Consider the following 20,342-nt stretch of genomic DNA (forward strand, 5'->3'; position numbering starts at 1 on the left):
TGTGATCGCGCAAGATGAGCTGGGATAGCGTTATTTCTTTGGTTCTGCGGCCGGTGCCGCTGGTGCTGCAGCAGCATCTGCGGCCGGAGCAGTGCCGACAGCCGGCGTTGCCGGTTCCTTGAACTGTGCGCCGGACTGATTGGCCATGTACACCACGGTGCGGGCAATTTCGACATCATCCAGATCAGGGTTGCCACCCTTGGCCGGCATGGCGTTGAGCCCGTTGAGCGCGTGTGACAGCAGTTTTTCGTAACCTTCGCTGATGCGCGCTTTCCAGGCTGCGGGATCGCCAACCTTCGGCGCGCCTGCAACGCCGGCTGCATGGCAAGCGGCACAAGTGGATTTGAAGACTTCTTCGCCGCTCAGCAACTGCTTGGGAGCGCTGGCATCGCGGAACGTGAAGCCGTCGTCGGCGACCGGCTTGATGCGGGCGGCGACCATTTCAGGCGTCTGACTGGCCGAACCGGCGCCGGTCTTTTGAGCATTTGTGACGTATTGCACCAGGAGTACGATGCAGATGATGGGGACCAGAAAACCGGCCAATACAGCGGCAATCAGTTGTTTTGGCGTTTTGATTGCGGATTCGTGCTCTTGATGTGCGTCGCTCATGTTTCGTTCCCTCAGTGCAATATTCTTCGAAAGCGTTATCCTGATTTTGTGCTGCAAATCAGTGTCTATTACTGTTTAGAGAAGCGTTGTCTCGCCCAACCTTTGATTATAGACACAATGTAATTCGTTGGGAACGGAAAATAGTTGCTATGCGTGGACGCGCCAAGGGAAAAACTGTATCCTTCACCCCTCTTCGACGTTCGCGTCCGACGCGGCTGTAGCTCAGTGGATAGAGTATTGGCCTCCGAAGCCAAGGGTCGTGGGTTCGATCCCCGCCAGCCGCGCCAACCTGATGTGTTGCGATTCAAATAATAATAGTCTCATCTGTATTTACTTGTCGTTTTTCCTGTTGAATGATCGCGTTTTTGTCAGTCGGGTGTCAGATTATTCGGCGATCTTCGTAGTCGCCCGCATTACCTTGCAGGTAATCGCGATTTGCCCAATTTTGCCCCATTATGCAGCTGTGTGTTAAAGCTCACATCTGACATGCAACTTGACGATATAACGCCTTGATCGTGCGTTAAAAGTTTGACGAATCCAGACGCAAGCAATTATAATCGCCGGGCTTCTAAACCGCCGTCTGCTCATAATGAGTGCGGCTTGCACGATATTGGATATATATGCTGCGCATCATCCTTCTGCAGCTTGTGGCCATGGTCGTCGCTGCATGTACAGCTGGTTTGTTGGGCGGCGTATCTGCGTTATGGTCGGCATTGCTGGGGGGGATCTGCTGCTTTGTCCCCAACGGCCTGTTCGCCCTGCGTCTCTATACAAGTGCTCGCAAGCCTGGTGGGGCTAACCCGATGACGTTTTTGTTCGGGGAATTTATCAAGATTGCTACGACTCTTGCGCTCATGGGCGCAGTTGTTTGGTTGTATCGCGATGTGAATTGGCTCGCATTTGTGCTGAGCTTCATCGTGGTGCTTAAAAGTTACTTAATTTTACTGTTTAGACATCGACCATGACTGCTGCTGCGCACGCACCTACTGCTTCAGAATACATCGTCCACCATCTCGGACATCTCTCTTCGCAACACCAAAGCAAGATCGTCGATTTCTCGATCATCAATATGGACACCATTTTCTGGTCGGTGGTCTGTGGCGTGGTCGGTTGCCTGCTGATGTATCTGGCCGCACGCAAGGCGACTTCGGGCGTGCCCGGCCGCTTCCAGGCTTTCGTCGAAATGGTCGTCGAAATGGTCGAAGACCAATCCAAGGCAATCGTGCACGGTGACCGTACTTTCATCGCGCCACTCGCATTGACGGTGTTCGTGTGGGTCGCTCTGATGAACTCGCTGGACTTTCTGCCTGTCGACTTGGTGTCGGGCATCATGCGCCTGGCAGGTATGGAAGAAATCCATCATCGCATCGTCCCTACCGCCGACCTGAATGGTACGCTGGGCATCGCTCTGGGCGTGCTGGCGCTGATGCTGTATTACAGTGTCAAGATCAAGGGCGCAGGCGGCTTCGTCCATGAATTGTTTGCTGCGCCGTTCGGCATCTGGCTGGCGCCTTTCAATCTGCTTCTGAATATTATTGAATTTGCTGCAAAGACCGTGTCGCTGGGCATGCGGTTGTTCGGCAACATGTATGCGGGTGAGCTGTTGTTCTTGCTGATCGCATTGCTGGGTTCGGCTGCTACGGCGTTCGGCTTTGTCGGCCACGTCATCGCAGGTTCGATCTGGGCAATTTTCCACATCCTGATCGTGTTGCTGCAAGCATTCATTTTCATGATGTTGACACTGGTTTACCTCGGCCAGGCGCATGAGGCGCACTAACAAGGCTGCTGTACGGTTTTAGCTTTTTGGTTTGTTTTTGATTTTTGTATTAACTTTTAACTTTCTAAGGAATTGTCATGACTGATGTCTCTTTCGTTGCTTTGGCTTGCGGTTTGATCATTGGCCTGGGTGCTATCGGTGCTTGTATCGGTATCGCTATCATGGGCGGTAAGTACCTCGAAGCATCTGCACGTCAGCCAGAACTGATGAACACACTGCAAACCAAGATGTTCCTGCTGGCCGGTCTGATCGACGCTGCGTTCCTGATCGGTGTTGGTATCGCCATGTTGTTCGCATTTGCAAATCCGTTCATCGCGAAGTAATTCGGGCGGCATAGCCGATTCTCATTTTTGCCGGATTGATTGATTCGGCACACGATATTCTGAGAAGGAAATTACCGTGAACTTAAATGCAACATTGTTTGCGCAGTTCGTGGTCTTCTTCATCCTCGCCGGCTTTACGATGAAATTCGTTTGGCCGCCGTTGATCAAGGCGCTCGACGAGCGCGCGAAGAAGATTGCGGACGGCTTGGCTGCTGCTGACCGCGGCAAGGCTGACCTGGCTGCCGCTGAAAAGCGCGTTCAGGCAGAGCTGGCAACAGCACGCGACGAAGGCCAAAAACGTATTGGTGACGCTGAAAAGCGTGCTCAGCTGATTATTGAAGAAGCAAAGAAGACCGCTTCCGAAGAAGCAGCGCGCATCATCGCCAACGCTAAGGCGGATGCAGAGCAGCAAGTGACCAAAGCGCGTGAAGGCTTGCGCGGCGAAGTTGCGACCCTCGCGGTCAAAGGCGCCGAGCAGATCCTGAAGCGTGAAGTCAATGCAGCGGCGCATGCCGAATTGCTGAACCAACTGAAAACAGAGCTGTAATATGGCCGAACTCGCAACGATTGCTCGCCCTTATGCAGAAGCCCTGTTCCGCGTGGCCAAAGCCGGCAGTCTGTCGGCTTGGGCTGATCTCGTTTCCGAGATGGCACAAGCTGCAGCGCATCCGGACGTGAAAGCAATTGCGCAAAATCCGGCTCTGTCGGATGCTCAGGTTGCTTCCACGTTTGCGTCCGTTCTGAAAACACCATTGAGCGTCGAAGCGCAAAACTTCGTCGGCGCACTGGTGGCGAACGGCCGTCTGACGCTGTTGCCCGAAATCGCCACACAATTCCATACGCTGAAAAACGCACAGGAAGGCGCCGCTGATGCAGAAATCACCAGCGCGTTTGAATTGTCCGATGCGCAGCTGAAGGATGTGGTTGCCACGCTGGAAAAGAAATTCGGTCGCAAGCTGACGCCAACCGTCAAGGTGGATAACGCTTTGATCGGCGGGGTGCGTGTAGTGGTCGGTGACGAAGTATTCGATACCTCGGTGCGCGCGAAGCTGCAACAGTTACATGTTGCTTTGGCTGCGTAATTGCCAGGGCCTTGGCGTAACAGCCTAAGCGATAGAAAAATTTTTAGGAGTTAGTATGCAACTCAACGCATCTGAAATCAGCGAGCTGATCAAGAGCCGGATTCAAGGCCTTGGCGATACCGCTGAGATTCGCAATCAAGGCACGGTTATTTCCGTGTCCGACGGTATCTGCCGTATCCATGGTCTGTCTGACGTGATGCAAGGTGAGATGCTGGAATTCCCAGGCAACACTTTCGGTCTGGCGCTGAACCTCGAGCGCGATTCCGTTGGCGCCGTTATTCTGGGCGAGTACGAACACATTTCCGAAGGCGACACTGTCAAGTGTACCGGCCGTATTCTGGAAGTGCCTATCGGTCCTGAACTGCGCGGCCGTGTGGTCAATGCGCTGGGTCAGCCAATCGACGGCAAGGGTCCTGTCAACGCCAAGCTGACAGCCCCGATCGAAAAAATCGCTCCAGGCGTTATTGCACGTCAATCGGTTTCCGAGCCAATGCAGACCGGCCTGAAGTCGATCGACTCGATGGTGCCTATCGGCCGCGGTCAACGCGAACTGATCATCGGTGACCGTCAAACCGGTAAGACTGCTGTTGCGATTGATGCGATCATCAATCAAAAGGGCCAGAACGTGACATGTATCTATGTCGCGATCGGTCAAAAAGCATCGTCGATCAAGAACATCGTACGCGCGCTGGAACAGCACGGCGCGATGGAGTACACCATCATTGTCGCCGCATCGGCTTCCGAGTCGGCAGCGATGCAATACGTGTCGGCCTACTCCGGCTGCGCCATGGGCGAGTACTTCCGCGATCGCGGTCAAGACGCGCTGATCGTGTATGACGATCTGTCCAAGCAAGCAGTTGCTTACCGTCAGGTTTCCCTGCTGCTGCGCCGTCCACCAGGCCGTGAAGCATACCCAGGCGACGTGTTCTACCTCCACAGCCGTCTGCTCGAGCGTGCAGCACGCGTCAACCCAGACTACGTTGAGAAATTCACCAACGGTGAAGTCAAGGGCAAGACCGGTTCGCTGACAGCTCTGCCGATCATTGAAACACAGGCTGGCGACGTGTCCGCATTCGTTCCGACCAACGTGATTTCGATTACCGACGGTCAGATCTTCCTGGAAACATCGTTGTTTAACGCTGGTGTCCGTCCTGCGATCAACGCCGGTATTTCGGTGTCGCGCGTTGGTGGCGCTGCTCAAACCAAGGTCATCAAGAGCCTGTCCGGCGGTATCCGTACCGACCTGGCACAGTACCGTGAACTGGCTGCGTTTGCGCAGTTCGCTTCCGACCTGGATGAAGCAACCCGCAAGCAACTGGACCGCGGTGCACGCGTGACCGAACTGTTGAAGCAGGCACAATACTCGCCGCTGTCGATTTCCCTGATGGCCGTGACACTGTTCGCCGTCAACAAGGGTTTCCTGGACGACGTCGATGTCAAGAAGGTGCTGGCATTCGAAGCAGGTGTTCACAGCTTTATGAAAACCAGTCACGCTGCCCTGCTGCAAAAGATCGAAGACACCAAGCAACTCGATAAAGATGCTGAAGCAGCATTGGCCGCTGCGATTGCCGATTTCAAAAAATCCGGCGCGTACTAATCTCAACTGAAGCTATAAGGAGTCAATCTCATGGCTACAGGTAAAGAGATACGTGGCAAGATCAAAAGCGTAGAAAATACGAAGAAGATCACCAAGGCGATGGAAATGGTCGCTGCATCCAAAATGCGCAAGGCGCAGGACCGGATGCATGCGGCACGTCCCTACAGTGACAAGATTCGTAATATCGCTTCCAATCTGTCGCGGGCCAATCCGGAGTATACGCATCCGTTCATGGTCAAGCAGGATAGCGCCAAGAAGGTGGGTTTCATCATCGTCACGACCGATAAAGGTCTGTGCGGCGGTATGAATACCAACTCCTTGCGTCTGACCACTGCAAAGATCCGTGAACTGGAAGCGCAAGGCAATGCAGTCGAAACCGTTGCGATCGGCAACAAGGGTTTGGGCTTCCTGAACCGCATCGGCGCCAAAGTGGTGTCGCATGTGGTGCAGATCGGCGATACGCCGCATCTGGAAAAGCTGATCGGCCCCGTCAAGGTGCTGCTCGATGCTTACCAGGAAGGCAAGCTGGATGCGGTTTATTTGGTTTATACCAAATTCATCAACACGATGCGCCAGGAACCGACGTTGCAGCAATTGTTGCCGCTCTCGAGCGACAAGTTGCAGGCAGACGAAGGTACGCATTCGTGGGACTACATCTACGAACCTGACGTGCAAAGCGTGGTGGACGAGTTGCTGGTGCGTTATGTCGAAGCACTGATCTACCAGGCGGTGGCTGAAAATATGGCGTCCGAACAATCGGCCCGTATGGTGGCGATGAAGGCAGCAAGCGATAACGCCGGTAACGTGATCGGCGAGTTGAAGTTGGTCTACAACAAAACTCGTCAGGCAGCGATTACCAAGGAACTGTCCGAAATCGTCGCCGGTGCGGCAGCGGTCTAACGACGTAATGCAGAGATGCGTAACAGTATTTAATTTTATATATTGAAGGAACGAAAATGGCTGATGGCAAAATCGTTCAGTGTATCGGCGCTGTTGTGGACGTTGAATTTCCACGCGACGCGATGCCTAAGATTTACGACGCCTTGAAGATGGACGGCTCGGAACTGACGCTGGAAGTTCAGCAGCAGCTCGGCGACGGTGTCGTTCGTACCATTGCACTGGGTACTTCGGATGGTCTGCGTCGCGGCATGACAATCAAGAACACCGGCAAGGGCATCACCGTGCCGGTCGGTAAGGCCACACTGGGCCGTATCATGGACGTGCTGGGTAACCCGATCGACGAATGCGGTCCGGTGAGCCACGCACAAACAGCAACGATTCACCGCAAGGCTCCTGCATACGACGAGCTGTCGCCATCGCAAGAACTGCTGGAAACCGGCATCAAGGTTATTGACCTGGTTTGCCCGTTTGCCAAGGGTGGTAAAGTTGGTCTGTTCGGCGGCGCGGGTGTGGGCAAGACCGTGAACATGATGGAACTGATCAACAACATCGCCAAGGCACACAGCGGCTTGTCCGTGTTTGCCGGTGTTGGTGAGCGTACTCGTGAAGGTAACGACTTCTATCACGAAATGGCTGACGCCAAGGTTGTGGATCTGGAAAATCCGGAAAACTCCAAGGTTGCCATGGTCTACGGTCAGATGAACGAACCGCCGGGTAACCGTCTGCGCGTGGCGTTGACCGGTCTGACGATCGCTGAAGGCTTCCGTGATGAAGGCAAGGACGTTCTGTTCTTCGTCGACAACATCTACCGTTACACACTGGCCGGTACTGAAGTTTCCGCGCTGCTGGGCCGTATGCCTTCCGCAGTGGGTTACCAACCTACTCTGGCTGAAGAAATGGGCCGTCTGCAAGAGCGTATTACGTCGACCAAGACTGGTTCGATCACATCGATCCAGGCCGTCTACGTTCCAGCGGATGACTTGACCGACCCGTCGCCTGCTACCACGTTTGCTCACTTGGACTCGACCGTCGTTCTGTCGCGTGACATCGCTTCGCTGGGTATCTACCCTGCGGTCGATCCACTCGATTCGACATCGCGCCAACTGGATCCGCAAGTCGTTGGTCAAGAGCACTACGAAACAGCCCGCGCTGTTCAAGGTATTCTGCAACGCTACAAAGAATTGCGCGACATTATCGCGATTCTGGGTATGGACGAACTGGCTCCGGAAGACAAGCTGCTGGTGGCGCGTGCTCGTAAGATGCAACGTTTCCTGTCGCAACCTTTCCACGTTGCTGAAGTGTTTACCGGTTCCCCAGGTAAGTACGTTTCGCTGAAAGACACGATCAAGGGCTTCAAGATGATCGCTAGCGGCGAACTCGATCACCTGCCGGAACAAGCGTTCTACATGGTTGGCACGATCGAAGAAGCAATCGAAAAGGCCAAGAAGATCAACTAAGATCTCTTGATTCTCGTGATGTCGTCCTTGCCTGAAGTTGGGGCAGGGCGGCTGAGCGAATAGGAAACGACATGGCACATACTATTCACGTTGACGTAGTCTCCGCCGAAGAGGAAATCTTCTCCGGCGAAGCGGAATTCGTCGCGTTGCCGGGTGAAGCGGGTGAGTTGGGGATCTATCCCCGTCACACTCCCTTGATCACGCGCATCAAGCCAGGTGCAGTACGCATCAAGATTCCTGGCCAGGCGCAAGACGAATTTGTTTTCGTCGCCGGCGGTTTGCTGGAAGTGCAACCTGATACCGTGACCGTTCTGGCCGATACCGCAATCCGCGGTTCGGATCTGGACGAAGCCAAGGCAAGCGCTGCGAAGAAACTCGCAGAAGAAGCATTGGCAAACCGCGATTCCAAGATCGATTACGCAGCAGCACAAGCCGAACTGGCGACGGCAGTGGCGCAATTGGCTGCGATTCAACGTCTGCGTCAGAAGCGTTAATACGCTAAGCACTGCAAGCATTTCGCGATCAGTCATCAGCATCAATAAAAAAGGCAGCTTCGGCTGCCTTTTTTATTTTCAACGTCATTGCCCCAGGGCCTTTGCTGCACGCATTCATTTCTGCAGACTCCTGATCCTGCATGCAGGAAATTGCATGCACGCCGGCTCGCTTGAACGATCCTCGCCAGTGATACAGCAGCCTCACTGCTGATGAGGTAAAGTGGAACGTCGTGCTCCATGAAGAAAGCCCTCCCCCATGAATGCAAACACCGCATCCAAAGCCATCATCGCCGTCGTCGGACTCTCGAATCGTCCTGATCGGCCCAGCTACGACGTCAGCGCGTACATGCAGCACCATGGCTACCGTATCGTCGCCGTCAATCCCATGTACGCGGGCACGCAGATATTGGGCGAATATTGTTATGCAAATTTACAGGACGCAGCGGCAGCACTTGCCGGCACAGGCCTGAAGATCGATATCGTCGATTGCTTCCGCAAATCTGCCGCTATTCCGCCGGTGGTCGATGAAGCAATCGCCATCGGCGCCACCTGCGTCTGGATGCAGCAGGGGATCGTCAACGACGCTGCTGCCATCAAGGCGCAGGCGGCAGGACTTGTTGTCGTCATGGACCGCTGCATCAAGGTTGATCACGCAATGGGAATTACGCACGGCGTGTTGTAGTCCAAAGGCTTGCACAGGTTGATTGTTTGAACCACCCACGACAAAGGAGACAAGCGTGAGCATCCGCGAGCAATTTCGAGCGACAAAAAAAATCGACATCAAGGACGAGAATGCCGGAATCAAGTCCCTGTCCAGCGGAGATAAAGCCGCCGATAAATTGCAGGTGCAGGAAATCGCCGCGCAGATCGGTGAATTGCAGGGCATGTTGTATGCCGCGCATGACAGAAAAGTACTGGTGGTCTTGCAAGGCATGGATACCAGTGGCAAAGACGGCACTGTCAATGGCGTCTTCGGGAACATCAATCCGGAGGGCATCCGCGTTGTCAGCTACAAAGCCCCGAGCACGCCGGAACTGCAGCACGATTATCTCTGGCGCATCCATCAAGAGGTGCCAAAACAAGGCGAGCTGGCTGTCTTCAATCGCAGCCACTACGAAGACGTGCTGATCACGCGTGTCCACGACTGGATCGATGCGGCGGAATGCAAGCGCCGCTACGCGCACATCAACGACTTTGAACGCATGCTTAGCGAGACTGGCACCGTCATCATCAAGTGCTTTCTGCATATCTCCAAGGAAGAACAACGCGTACGTTTGCAGGAGCGTGTCGACGATCCGACCAAGCATTGGAAATTCGAGATCGGGGATCTGGAAGAACGCAAGAGCTGGGATGACTATCAGAAGGTCTACAGCCAGGCGATTCAAGCCACCGATACCGACAACGCGCCCTGGTATGTCGTGCCGGCGAATTCCAAGACGCATCGCAACCTGGTGATCGCAAACATCGTGCTGGAAACGCTGCAAGACATGAAGCTGGCCTATCCGGCGGCCAAGAAAGAACTCATAGGTCTCAAGGTCAAATAAGCATGCGACGCTGGTTGCCGGAAATTCTCGCTCTGCCGTTGTTGCCCTGGCTGCTGGCGCAAGGCAAGCGCACGCGGCGCGTTACGCCGCGCATGCCGGAAGCGGCGGGCGAGCGTCACGGGATCTGTGTACCAATGCAACTAGCATCGCCGGAGGCCGCATCGTATTCCCTGCTCGCCATCGGTGAGTCCCCAGTCGCCGGCGTCGGCGTCGACACGCAAGAGCAGGCGATCACCGCGCAAGTGACGCGCAAGCTGGCGAGGCGTTGGCAGTGTCCTGTAAGCTGGACGGCATTCGGCAAAAACGGTGCGACAGTGGCAGACGCCATCCGCGATGTGGCGCCGCAATTGCCGGACAAAAAGGTGAATGTGGTGCTGATCGCTTTCGGCGTGAACGACAGCACTGCCTTTCGCAGCAGCTCCCGCTACCGGGAGGATCTCGCGACCTTGGTGCAACTGGTACAGCAGCGTCTGCAGCCTGACTTGCTGGTGATCGCCGGCGTGCCGCCGCTGCATCTGTTTCCGGCGCTGCCGCAGCCTTTGCGCCATGTACTTGGATTGAAGGCCGCTACGCTCAGTGCAGCAGCAAAGTCGCTGGCATCAGCGACGCCGCAGACGATTTTCGTACCGGTGGAAAGCAATGCGCGCGATCGTTCGCTGATGGCTGTTGACGGGTATCATCCGTCGGCTTCCGGTGTGCTCTTATGGGCAGAACAACTTGCCTCGGCCATCAACGACATCATGGACAAGCGCGTACAAGGCCATTGATGCCGGGCGGACTCGCCGAACGCCACATGTGCAGGGTTCGGCCAGCCGGCTTACTGCATCATGCTCAGTGCAGCCACTTGTTGACGATGCGGTCATAGTCGCCGGTCGCCTTCAGCATGTGCATCCATGCGTCCACAAATTCCTTGAAGGCGACATCCGCGCGCGGCAGCATGAAAGCCTTTTCGGCAAACTGCAGCGGCTTGTCCGGATTGATCGGGCAAAGCTCGGGATGCAATTTGGCCTGCCACAACACTTCGCTTGAATCGGTCACCATCACGTCGGCCTTGCCGTCAACGATTTGCTGAAAAATCGTCACGTTATCCGGATGCAAAACCAGTTGCGCCTGCTTGAAATTGGCGCGTGCAAAACGTTCGTTAGTGCCGCCCGGATTGAAAATAGCGCGCGTTGTCGGCTTGTCGAGCATCTCCAGCGTCTGGAACTTTGCCGCATCTGCACAGCGCACGACAGGCGCTTTGCCGTCGACCATGTGCGCCACCGCAAATGACGCTTTCTTCAGACGGTCCAGCGTGACCGACACGCCACCCATGGCGACATCGCACTTGGACAGAAAATCGTTCATCAGCGTCGGCCAGGACGTTTTGATGAACTGCACCTCAACCCCGAGCGCCTTGCCCAGCGATTGCGCCAGGTCGACGTCGATGCCTTCAAAGCTGTTGTCTGTTTTGAAATAGGTAAAAGGCTTGTAATCGCCGGTCATGCACACCCGCAGCTTGCCGTTCTTGAGCACCTCGTCGAGACGGCTGCTCTCTGCGGCTTGCGCCGCCTGCATGGATAAGCCGGCGCATAGCAAGCCGAACGCAATCAACCACTTCTTCATGTCATCCTCCTGATTATTTTATTGAGCGACGACGATATCACGCAGGTTTCCCGCCATCAATCCGTCAGGCCAAAATGATTGCATGGCCGGCCGGGGCAAGGTCTCTGATTTGCCGTTTGGGTGCGATAATAGCGGATTGCCGACTTGCTCCACACGATCGCTCATGTCCCAATTTGCTCCGCTGAAAAACGATACCTTCCTGCGCGCCTTGCTGCGCCAGCCGACTGATTACACGCCGCTATGGCTGATGCGCCAGGCCGGCCGCTATTTGCCGGAATACCGCGCCACACGTGCACGCGCCGGTTCGTTTCTGGGCCTTGCGAAAAATCCCGACTACGCCACCGAAGTCACGCTGCAACCGCTGGACCGCTATCCGCTGGATGCCGCCATTCTGTTTTCCGATATCCTGACCGTACCGGATGCGATGGGGCTGGGCTTGTTCTTTGCCGACGGCGAAGGACCAAAATTCGAGCGCCCGCTGCGCGACGAAAAGGCCGTCATGGCCTTGCAGGCGCCGGAGTTGGGCAGCCTGCAATACGTATTTGACGCCGTGACGCAGATTCGTACTGAGCTCAATGGCCGTGTGCCGCTGATCGGTTTTTCCGGCAGCCCTTGGACGCTGGCCTGCTACATGGTGGAAGGCGGCGGTTCGGATGATTTCCGCACCGTCAAGACCATGCTGTACGACCGTCCGGATCTGATGCACCACATCCTCAAGACCAACGCCGCTGCGGTTGCGGCCTATCTGAATGCGCAGATCGACGCCGGCGCGCAGGCTGTGATGATTTTCGACACCTGGGGCGGCGCGCTTGCCGATGGCATTTATCAGGAGTTTTCCCTGCAATACATGGCCGACGTCATGCGCCAGCTCAAACGCGAGAAAGATGGCGTCACCATTCCTGCGATCGTGTTTACCAAAGGCGGTGGCCTCTGGCTGGAGCAGATCGCGGCGATCGGCACAGATGCCGTCGGCCTCGACTGGACCGTCAATCTGGCCGACGCGCGTCGCCGGGTGGGTGACAAGGTCGCCCTGCAAGGCAATCTCGACCCGAACGTCCTGTTTGCCGGCCACGCGCAGATCCAGGCGGAAGTGCGAAAGCTGCTGACTTCGTTCGGCAAACCCTCGGCCGGTAATGGCCACGTCTTCAACCTCGGTCACGGAATCTCGCAATTCACGCCGCCGGAAGCCGTTACCGTGCTGGTAAATGCCGTCCACAGCATCAGCCGGGAGCTGCGCTAATCCGCTGAGAATTCCTATCGGAAGACGAGCACATACTCAGCCGCATGGAAAAGAGGCGAATTTTGATAATTTGCCATCACTTATGCACAAAGCCGGGGCTTTTCTTAGTAGGAATCATTCATATCCATATTTATAATTCCTTCGATTTGTGAATCGCCCAAGTCATTGATTTTAAATGTGTTTGTTTCTTGCATGGGATTTGTGCAAACTATCAAGACCCGCATGAAACGGGGGCCGCAGGGCTGTCAAGAGGGACTTGTCCACAAAGTTATCCACAGGATTTGTGGATAGTTGAAAAAGCACTTATGAAACCGTGAGTTACGTGTACTTTTCAAGTTTTACTTGAGAAATATTCTGAAATTCCTACTGCTTTGTCGGGAATTTTCCGACAAATTTTGCTTGACAGAAACTGGTGCGGGCGATCTCGCCGCGATGCCGTTTTAGTGCGAAATATCTGGACTTATGCACAAAATCGTTTTTGTGCGCGGCAATAATAAAAAATTAAAAATTATTTTCATGGCTCCAAAAGGTTTTTGTAAGCTATTGATTTTTAAGGATTTAAATTTTGCTTTTGATTTAGGCAATTTATTGAAACCCGCAGCCAGTCTGGGAAAAACCTTGTCAAGACCGAGTTGTGCACAAAGTTATCCACAGCTTGTGTGGATAGTTGAAAAAGTAGTTATGAAACCGTTAGTTAGGTCACCTTTTCAGGAATTACATTAAGTTCGTGGAACAACGCATCCTTCAGATCGCCCTCGATACTCCTCTTGACAGAGTTTTCGATTATCGCTGGCAGCGTGTCGCTGATGAGGCCGAGCCGCAAGTCGGGCAACTGGCGATCGTGCCCTTCGGCCGGCGTGAAGTGGCGGGGCTGATCATCGGCCTGGCGGATCGCACCGATGTGCCGCAGGACAAGCTCAAGGATGTCATCGCGGTACGTAGCCAGCTGTCGCCGTTGTCGGCGCAATGGCGGGCGCTGTGCGGATTTGCCGCCGACTACTACCAGCGTCCGCTGGGTGAGGTCGCGCTGCCCGGCCTGCCGAAGAATCTGCGCACCCTCACCACGACGGCGCTGGATCGCGCCCTGAAGAAGCTGGGCAAGCTGACCGCCGGCCATGACGGCAGTCCCGTCAATACGCCGCAATTGAAGCCGGAACAGCAAGAGGCGGTCGATGCCATCGCCACGGCGCAAGGTTTTGCGCCCTTGCTGCTGTACGGCGTGACCGGCAGCGGCAAGACCGAGGTCTACCTGCAGGCGGCAGCACGCATCCTGGCGCAGAGCGAAGCGGCCGGCGAAGTCGCGCAGATTCTCGTGCTGGTGCCGGAAATCAACCTGACGCCCCAGCTGGAATCGAATATCCGCGCGCGCTTTCCCGGCGTGCACGTGGTGAGTCTGCACAGCGGCCTGGCCGAGGGCGAGCGCACGCTCAACTGGCTGGCGGCGCATCAGGGGCAGGCGCGCATCGTGCTCGGCACGCGGCTGGCGATTCTGTCTTCGTTGCCGCATCTCAAACTGATCGTTATCGACGAAGAGCACGATCCGTCCTACAAGCAGCAGGAAGGCTTGCGCTATTCAGCGCGCGACCTTGCGGTGTGGCGGGCGCATCAACTGGGGATTCCGGTGGTGCTGGGTTCGGCTACGCCCTCGCTGGAGACCTGGCAGCACACGCAGGCCGGGCGCTACCGCAAGCTGCAACTGCGCGAACGCGCGGTGCGCGACGCCGTGTTGCCCAAGGTGAAAATGATCGACATGGAGCGTGATCGTCCCAACGACGGTCTGACCTCGACGCTGGTCGCGGCGCTGAAGCTGCGTCTGGAGCGCGGTGAGCAATCCCTGCTGTTTCTCAATCGTCGCGGCTATGCACCGGTGCTTAACTGCGACGCTTGCGGCTGGATCAGCAATTGCATGCGCTGCACCTCGTTCATGGTGCTGCACAAGCCGGAGCGGCGTCTGCGCTGCCATCATTGCAGCCTGGAGCTGTACATTCCCAAAGCCTGCCCGACCTGCGGCAACGTCGACCTGCAACCTTTGGGGCGCGGCACGCAGCGCGTCGAAGAAGGCTTGCAGGCGATGTTCCCCGAAGCGCGCGTCTTGCGCATCGATGCCGATTCGACCCGCCTCAAGGGTGCAGCGCAGAACGCTTTCGACAGCGTGCATCGCGGTGAGGTGGACATCCTGATCGGCACGCAGATGGTCGCCAAGGGGCATGACTTCAAACGCCTGACTCTGGTCGGGGTGATGAACCCGGACACGGCGCTGTTTTCGCATGACTATCGGGCCAGTGAGCGTCTGTTCGCACAGCTCATGCAAGTCGCGGGGCGTGCCGGGCGGGCGGGGCAAAAGGAAGGCGGCTCGCCCAGCGAAGTGCTGATCCAGAGCCGCTATCCGCATCATCCGCTGTATGGCGCGGTGGCAGCGCACGACTATGACGGCTTTGCCACTCAGTTGCTGGAAGAGCGCCAGCAGGCAGCGTTGCCGCCGTTCATCTATCAGGCGCTGTTGCGCGCTGAAGCGCCTGAAATCGATACCGCCCTGACGTTCCTTAAAGATGCAGCCGGCTGCCTGGAGCATCCCGGCATCACCATCAATGATCCGATTCCGATGACCATGACGCGCGTGGCGAATGTGGAGCGCGCCCAATTGCTGATCGAATGCGCCTCGCGGCCCGCGTTGCAAGCCTTCCTGCGTGACTGGCTGGATGTCTTGCGGCAGATGAAGACGCGCGCCAAATGGTCGCTGGAAGTCGATCCGGTCGACATCTGAGTCGCTTTCTTGCCTGCGCTCATCGCTGCCGTTCATCGCATAAAACCTTCCATATTTTCCCCAATCCCGCAGTTCGTCGCATGGCAATAGGAAACTTCGCCTGCACTGCCTAGCATGGCGCCATTCCTTTCTCTCCTCAGGAGTTGCCATGTTGTATCAAATTCTCGTTCACACTCCCCTCTGGGTCTGGGCCATGCTGGCCTTTCTGGCTTATCGCGGCTGGTCGGCAGGCTTCGATCGCGAAACGGCGATCATCAAGGTGGCGCTGGTACCGTTGCTGATGCTTGCTTTATCGGGGCACGGCCTGTACGAGTTGGCGCATGCCGATGCGCTGGCATTGGGCGCCGCCCTGATGGCTGCCGTCGCCAGCGGCATTGCCAGCTGGAGCGTTGCCGGCAATGCCGGTACGGTGGCTTATCCGGAGCGCGGTACGGTTTTCATGCGTGGAAGCTGGTTTCCGCTGGTCATGATGATGGGCGTCTTTGCCGTCAAATACGCAATGGGTGTGTTGAAAGCCATGCATTCGCCCTTGGTGCAGAGCGCCTCGATCACCGTCGCGGTCAGCGTACTGTACGGTTTGTTTATCGGTGTTTCAGGCGGCCGCATGTTGCGAATCTTGCATCTTTATCGGCAGGCGCAGCTGCCGGCGGCGCAGTTGAGCGTCTGATCGCCGGTGCCCACCTTCAGTGATCCGTTAATACGCCTTCAATCTGAGCACGGCAAGCCGGTATAATCCGGGGTTTATATATTCATCAATGTGCGGAGTGCGTTGCCGGTTTCCGGGCAGCCGCGCCGCCGACCCCATCTGTTCCCATGCTTGCTCAACAAAAACAACGCATCACCGAATTATTCCAGGCCGCGCTGGCACCGCTGATCGCCGGCACCGACCTGACGCCGACCGTCACGCTGGAGCGTCCGCGCGATCCGTCGCACGGCGACATCGCCTGCAACCTGGCCATGCAGCTGGCCAAGCCGCTCAAGAAAAGTCCACGTGAACTGGCGCAGGCGCTGGTCGACGGCGTGTTGTCCCAGCCCGGCCGTGAAGAGTTGATTTCGTCGGCTGACATCGCCGGCCCCGGTTTCATCAACCTGCGCGTGGCGGACGCTGCCAAGCAGGCCGTGGTCAAGACCATCCTGGCCGAAGGCGCCCAATACGGCAAGAGCAACGCCGGCGCCGGCAAGAAGGTGCTGGTCGAATTCGTCTCCGCCAATCCGACCGGTCCGCTGCACGTCGGCCACGGCCGCCAAGGCGCGCTCGGCGACGCCATGTCGGCGCTGCTGCAGTCGCAGGGCTACGACGTCTTGCGCGAGTTCTACTACAACGACGCCGGCGTGCAGATCGCCACGCTGGCCACGTCCGTGCAGGCGCGCGCCAAGGGCTTCAAGCCGGGCGACGCCGAATGGCCGGAATCGGCGTACAACGGCGACTACATTGCCGACATCGCAGACGACTTCAAAGCCAGGAAAACCGTCTCCGCCAGCGATGGCGAACCGGCCACCGCCAGTGGCGACGTCGAGGATATCGAATCGATCCGCCGTTTTGCCGTAGCCTATTTGCGCCGCGAGCAGGATCTGGATCTGCAGGCCTTCGGCGTCAAGTTCGACAATTACTATCTGGAATCGTCGCTTTACACCGAAGGAAAGGTTGCCGCCGCTGTCGAAGCGCTGGTCAACGCCGGCAAGACCTACGAGCTGGACGGCGCGCTGTGGCTCAAGACCACCGACTACGGCGACGACAAAGACCGCGTCATGAAAAAGACCGACGGCACCTACACCTACTTCGTGCCCGACGTCGCGTATCACATCACCAAATGGCAGCGCGGCTACGGCAAGGTCATCAACGTCCAGGGCAGCGACCACCACGGCACCATCGCGCGCGTGCGCGCGGGTCTGCAGGCAGCCAATGTCGGCATCCCGCAAGGCTACCCCGATTACGTGCTGCACAAGATGGTCACCGTGATGAAGAACGGCGAAGAGGTGAAGATCTCCAAGCGCGCCGGTTCTTACGTTACCTTGCGCGACCTGATCGAGTGGTCGAATGGTGCGGAAGCGGAAGCCGGCGACCTGACCCGCGGTAGAGACGCCGTGCGTTTCTTCCTGATCTCGCGCAAAGCCGATAGCGAATTCGTGTTCGACGTCGACGTCGCGCTGACCCGCAACGACGAAAATCCGGTCTACTACGTCCAGTACGCACATGCGCGTATTTGCTCGGTGCTGGGCCAATGGGCCGGCGACGACACCACGCTGGATCAGGTCACCGACCTGTCGCCGCTGACCGCCCCGCGCGAAGTCAGCCTGCTGGCCAAGCTGGCCGAATATCCGGAAGCGCTGGCGCATGCCCTGCAAGAGCTGGGACCGCATCAGGTAGCTTTCTATCTGCGCGATCTGGCAGGCGAGTTGCATAGCTACTACAATGCAGAACGCGTGCTGGTCGACGATGTCCCAACCAAGATGGCGCGTCTGGCATTGATGAGCGCCACGCGCCAGGTGTTGCGCAATGGACTGGCGCTGATCGGCGTATCCGCTCCGTCAAGAATGTAACTCTGCAGATGAATACAAAAGTGAAACAACACCAACCGAATCTTCGCAAGCAAGCCGGCGGCACCTTCCTCGGCCTTATTCTCGGTCTCATCGTCGGCCTCGGCATTGCCGTCGTGGTGGCGCTGATGATCACCAAGTCGCCGATCCCCTTCGTCAACAAGGTGACCAAGCAGGAACGCACCGAACTGTCGCCAGGCCAGGCCGCCGATCCGAACAAGCCGCTGTACGGCAACAAGGATGTCACCAAGGAAGCGCCGCCGGCGCCTAAGGATCCGGATCAGAAGCCTGCTGCCGACGCCAAGAAACCGGATACGCCACCCGTGCCGCCGAAGACCGCCGACGTGCCGAAAGACAAGGACAAGCTGGCCGCCATCACCAAGGATCAGCCTGCCAAGCCGGAGAGCGCCGTCGACGACAAATGGACTTACTTCCTGCAGACCGGCGCCTTCCGCGAACAGGCCGACGCCGAGAACGCGCGCGCCAAGTTGGCGCTGCTGGGATTTGAAGCCAAGGTCAGCGAACGTCCATCCGATAACGGCACCTTGTACCGCGTGCGTATCGGCCCGATCGGACAATCGGAAACAGTGAACCGGATGCGCAGCAAGCTGTCTGACAGCGGCATCGATGCAGCCATCGTGCGCATTCCAAAATAATTTTTAATTGATCGTTTATTTGCGCTTTACCACTGCCGTGTTTTGTTTGTTTCAGCAGTGGCTGCGCACCTTGAGAAGGGGTTAAGTTTATGCGTTTGTTCCGCCATGCTCTCGCTGCTATCAGCCTGGGTTTGCTGGCCGTTTCGGTCAGCGCGTCTCCTGCCAATCCGCAAAACGGCACCGATTATCGTACGCTGGAGCAAGCCCAGCCGACCGATTCCGGCAAGAAAATCGAAGTCACCGAATTCTTCTGGTACAGCTGCCCGCATTGCGCAGCCTTCGATCCATCGCTGTCCGCCTGGGTGAAAAAGCAAGGCGACAAGATCGTCTTCAAGCAAGTGCCGGTTGCCTTCCGCGAGTCCTTCATTCCCCAGCAAAAGTTGTACTACACGCTGGAAGCCATGGGCAAGACTGCAGAAATGAATCCGAAGATTTTCCAGGCCATCCACGTTGATCGTCAACGCGTCGACACCGACAAGACCATCCTGGAATTCATCGAGAAGCAAGGCATCGACAAGCAGAAGTTCCTCGACCTGTACAACTCCTTCGGCGTGCAGACCAAGGTTCGCCGCGCCGCGCAATTGCAGGAAGCCTACAAGATCGACGGCGTGCCGACGATTGCCATCGACGGCCGTTTCCTGACCTCGCCTTCGATTGCAGGCGCTTCCATGGCCAATCAGCCGGAATCGATGCAGCAAGCGGCTTCCCTGCAAGTCATGGATCATCTGGTGGCCAAGCTGGTCGCAGAAAAAGCCAGCGAGAAGCCGGCCGAAGCAGCCAAGCCAGCTAAGAAGAAATAAGCTTCGCCGTACCGAACACGGTCCGTCGCTCGCGAGAGGACGGGCCGTTTTTATTGGCTGTCACGGTCTTCGCATTGTCTTTACGTCGTATTTGCGCTGTCTTTATTGTTCCGTCCGCATCATTTCAGTGTTGCGTTCCGGTGAACTATCGAACTGAGGGGATTTCATGCAGCGTGTCTTTATCACGGGCGCATCGAGCGGCATCGGCGCCGCGCTGGCAAAAGCGTATGCGCAGCAAGGCGCTGTCCTTGGTCTGGTTGCGCGTCGCAAGGAAACACTGGAGCAAATCCGCGCCGGCCTGGCCAACCCCGATCGCCATCAGCTTTACGCGCTGGACGTCACCGATCACGCCGCCTTGCACCAAGCCGCGCAGGACTTCATCAACGCAACCGGCGGCGCTGATGTGGTGATCGCCAACGCCGGTATTTCGCAAGGCACGCTGACCGAATATGTCAAAGACATCCCGGTATTCGAGCGCATCATTGCCACCAACGTGACGGCCACGGTCGCCACCTTCCATCCCTTCATCGCTGCTATGAAAGCTTCGCCGCAGCCGCAGCAATGCCGCCTGGTCGGCATCGGCAGCGTCGCCGGCATTCGCGGCCTGCCTGGTGCGGAGGCGTATAGTGCATCGAAGGCGGCGGTGATCAGCTACTGCGAATCGCTGCGCGTGGAATTGCGCGCCAGTGGCATCAAGGTCGTGACGATTGCGCCGGGCTACATCGATACGCCGATGACGCAGGTCAATCACTACCGCATGCCATTCCTGATGCCGGTCGAAAAATTCGCGGCGCGGGCATTGGCGACTATCGCAGCAGGCGACAGCTACCGCGTGATTCCGTGGCAAATGGGTGCGGTCGCCAAAATGCTACGCCTGCTGCCTAACAGCCTCTACGACTTCGCGTTTTCCAAAGCGCCGCACAAAAAACGCCATCTTTGAACAAGTTTGATCGAGC

22 protein-coding genes and 1 tRNA gene are annotated in these 20,342 nt (G+C 56.9%); 21 read left to right on the forward strand and 2 right to left on the reverse strand.

The window, feature by feature from the left end:
• Window positions 1-30: 30 nt before the first annotated feature.
• A complete protein-coding gene (locus AC1RN6_RS07170; RefSeq protein WP_493004188.1) occupies window positions 31-609 on the reverse strand; it encodes a c-type cytochrome in 579 nt (192 codons plus the stop codon).
• A 211-nt stretch (window positions 610-820) separates the two neighbouring features.
• Between AC1RN6_RS07170 and AC1RN6_RS07175 the strand changes: the two genes are divergently transcribed.
• From AC1RN6_RS07175 to AC1RN6_RS07235, 13 genes are all read left to right on the forward strand, one after another.
• A tRNA-Arg gene (locus AC1RN6_RS07175) sits at window positions 821-896 on the forward strand.
• A 333-nt stretch (window positions 897-1,229) separates the two neighbouring features.
• Window positions 1,230-1,574, forward strand: coding sequence for an ATP synthase subunit I (locus tag AC1RN6_RS07180; RefSeq protein ID WP_050476287.1), 345 nt, complete (start codon window positions 1,230-1,232; stop codon window positions 1,572-1,574).
• Window positions 1,571-2,386, forward strand: coding sequence for a F0F1 ATP synthase subunit A (gene atpB, locus AC1RN6_RS07185; protein WP_493004189.1), 816 nt, complete (start codon window positions 1,571-1,573; stop codon window positions 2,384-2,386). Before AC1RN6_RS07180 ends, atpB begins: the two co-directional genes overlap by 4 nt.
• Window positions 2,387-2,463: 77 nt before the next feature.
• Window positions 2,464-2,709, forward strand: coding sequence for a F0F1 ATP synthase subunit C (atpE, locus tag AC1RN6_RS07190; protein WP_006461334.1), 246 nt, complete (start codon window positions 2,464-2,466; stop codon window positions 2,707-2,709).
• Window positions 2,710-2,785: 76 nt separating this feature from the next.
• On the forward strand, window positions 2,786-3,256 hold the full coding sequence (locus AC1RN6_RS07195) for a F0F1 ATP synthase subunit B (RefSeq protein ID WP_007883107.1): 471 nt from the start codon (window positions 2,786-2,788) through the stop codon (window positions 3,254-3,256).
• A 1-nt stretch (window position 3,257) separates the two neighbouring features.
• Entirely contained in the window at window positions 3,258-3,791 is a 534-nt protein-coding gene (locus AC1RN6_RS07200; protein WP_493004191.1) for a F0F1 ATP synthase subunit delta, read from the forward strand.
• A gap of 55 nt (window positions 3,792-3,846) precedes the next feature.
• Window positions 3,847-5,388, forward strand: coding sequence for a F0F1 ATP synthase subunit alpha (gene atpA, locus AC1RN6_RS07205; RefSeq protein WP_493004192.1), 1,542 nt, complete (start codon window positions 3,847-3,849; stop codon window positions 5,386-5,388).
• 30 nt (window positions 5,389-5,418) lie between these two features.
• Window positions 5,419-6,288, forward strand: a complete 870-nt coding sequence (gene atpG, locus AC1RN6_RS07210; protein ID WP_493004194.1) for a F0F1 ATP synthase subunit gamma — start codon at window positions 5,419-5,421, stop codon at window positions 6,286-6,288.
• A 56-nt stretch (window positions 6,289-6,344) separates the two neighbouring features.
• Complete coding sequence (atpD, locus tag AC1RN6_RS07215; RefSeq protein ID WP_493004195.1) at window positions 6,345-7,745, forward strand: F0F1 ATP synthase subunit beta; 1,401 nt, start codon at window positions 6,345-6,347, stop codon at window positions 7,743-7,745.
• A gap of 71 nt (window positions 7,746-7,816) precedes the next feature.
• A complete protein-coding gene (locus AC1RN6_RS07220) occupies window positions 7,817-8,239 on the forward strand; it encodes a F0F1 ATP synthase subunit epsilon (protein ID WP_007883114.1) in 423 nt (140 codons plus the stop codon).
• A gap of 256 nt (window positions 8,240-8,495) precedes the next feature.
• Window positions 8,496-8,921: a CoA-binding protein gene (locus AC1RN6_RS07225; RefSeq protein WP_493004197.1), complete on the forward strand. Its 426-nt coding sequence runs from the start codon at window positions 8,496-8,498 to the stop codon at window positions 8,919-8,921.
• Window positions 8,922-8,976: 55 nt separating this feature from the next.
• Window positions 8,977-9,783, forward strand: a complete 807-nt coding sequence (locus AC1RN6_RS07230; protein WP_493004198.1) for a PPK2 family polyphosphate kinase — start codon at window positions 8,977-8,979, stop codon at window positions 9,781-9,783.
• Between the two features lie 2 nt (window positions 9,784-9,785).
• Window positions 9,786-10,550 carry an SGNH/GDSL hydrolase family protein gene (locus AC1RN6_RS07235; protein ID WP_493004199.1) on the forward strand — a complete coding sequence of 255 codons (765 nt, stop codon included), beginning with the start codon at window positions 9,786-9,788 and terminating at the stop codon, window positions 10,548-10,550.
• Between the two features lie 64 nt (window positions 10,551-10,614).
• Here the strand turns inward: AC1RN6_RS07235 and AC1RN6_RS07240 are convergent, their stop codons facing one another.
• Window positions 10,615-11,388 (reverse strand): transporter substrate-binding domain-containing protein, encoded by a 774-nt coding sequence (locus AC1RN6_RS07240; protein WP_493004200.1) that lies wholly within the window; start codon window positions 11,386-11,388, stop codon window positions 10,615-10,617.
• A 163-nt stretch (window positions 11,389-11,551) separates the two neighbouring features.
• Here AC1RN6_RS07240 and hemE point away from each other — a divergent pair, with 163 nt between their 5' ends.
• The 8 genes from hemE to AC1RN6_RS07280 all read left to right on the forward strand — a co-directional run bounded on the left by hemE (window position 11,552) and on the right by AC1RN6_RS07280 (window position 20,326).
• Entirely contained in the window at window positions 11,552-12,628 is a 1,077-nt protein-coding gene (gene hemE, locus AC1RN6_RS07245; RefSeq protein WP_493004202.1) for a uroporphyrinogen decarboxylase, read from the forward strand.
• Between the two features lie 462 nt (window positions 12,629-13,090).
• On the forward strand, window positions 13,091-13,351 hold the full coding sequence (locus AC1RN6_RS07250) for a hypothetical protein (protein WP_493004203.1): 261 nt from the start codon (window positions 13,091-13,093) through the stop codon (window positions 13,349-13,351).
• Window positions 13,352-13,355: 4 nt separating this feature from the next.
• Window positions 13,356-15,392 (forward strand): primosomal protein N', encoded by a 2,037-nt coding sequence (locus AC1RN6_RS07255; RefSeq protein WP_493004204.1) that lies wholly within the window; start codon window positions 13,356-13,358, stop codon window positions 15,390-15,392.
• A gap of 148 nt (window positions 15,393-15,540) precedes the next feature.
• Window positions 15,541-16,059 carry a DUF6622 family protein gene (locus tag AC1RN6_RS07260; RefSeq protein ID WP_493004206.1) on the forward strand — a complete coding sequence of 173 codons (519 nt, stop codon included), beginning with the start codon at window positions 15,541-15,543 and terminating at the stop codon, window positions 16,057-16,059.
• A gap of 146 nt (window positions 16,060-16,205) precedes the next feature.
• Window positions 16,206-17,933 carry an arginine--tRNA ligase gene (gene argS, locus AC1RN6_RS07265; protein WP_493004207.1) on the forward strand — a complete coding sequence of 576 codons (1,728 nt, stop codon included), beginning with the start codon at window positions 16,206-16,208 and terminating at the stop codon, window positions 17,931-17,933.
• Between the two features lie 8 nt (window positions 17,934-17,941).
• A complete protein-coding gene (locus AC1RN6_RS07270; RefSeq protein ID WP_493004208.1) occupies window positions 17,942-18,586 on the forward strand; it encodes an SPOR domain-containing protein in 645 nt (214 codons plus the stop codon).
• 89 nt (window positions 18,587-18,675) lie between these two features.
• The gene (locus AC1RN6_RS07275) at window positions 18,676-19,386 is read left to right on the forward strand and encodes a thiol:disulfide interchange protein DsbA/DsbL (RefSeq protein ID WP_493004210.1); all 711 of its coding nucleotides are present in this window, start codon (window positions 18,676-18,678) and stop codon (window positions 19,384-19,386) included.
• 166 nt (window positions 19,387-19,552) lie between these two features.
• Window positions 19,553-20,326, forward strand: a complete 774-nt coding sequence (locus AC1RN6_RS07280) for an SDR family oxidoreductase (RefSeq protein ID WP_493004212.1) — start codon at window positions 19,553-19,555, stop codon at window positions 20,324-20,326.
• Window positions 20,327-20,342: the final 16 nt, after the last annotated feature.

The sequence above is a fragment of the Herbaspirillum sp. GW822-FHT03A08 genome (genome assembly GCF_058801885.1).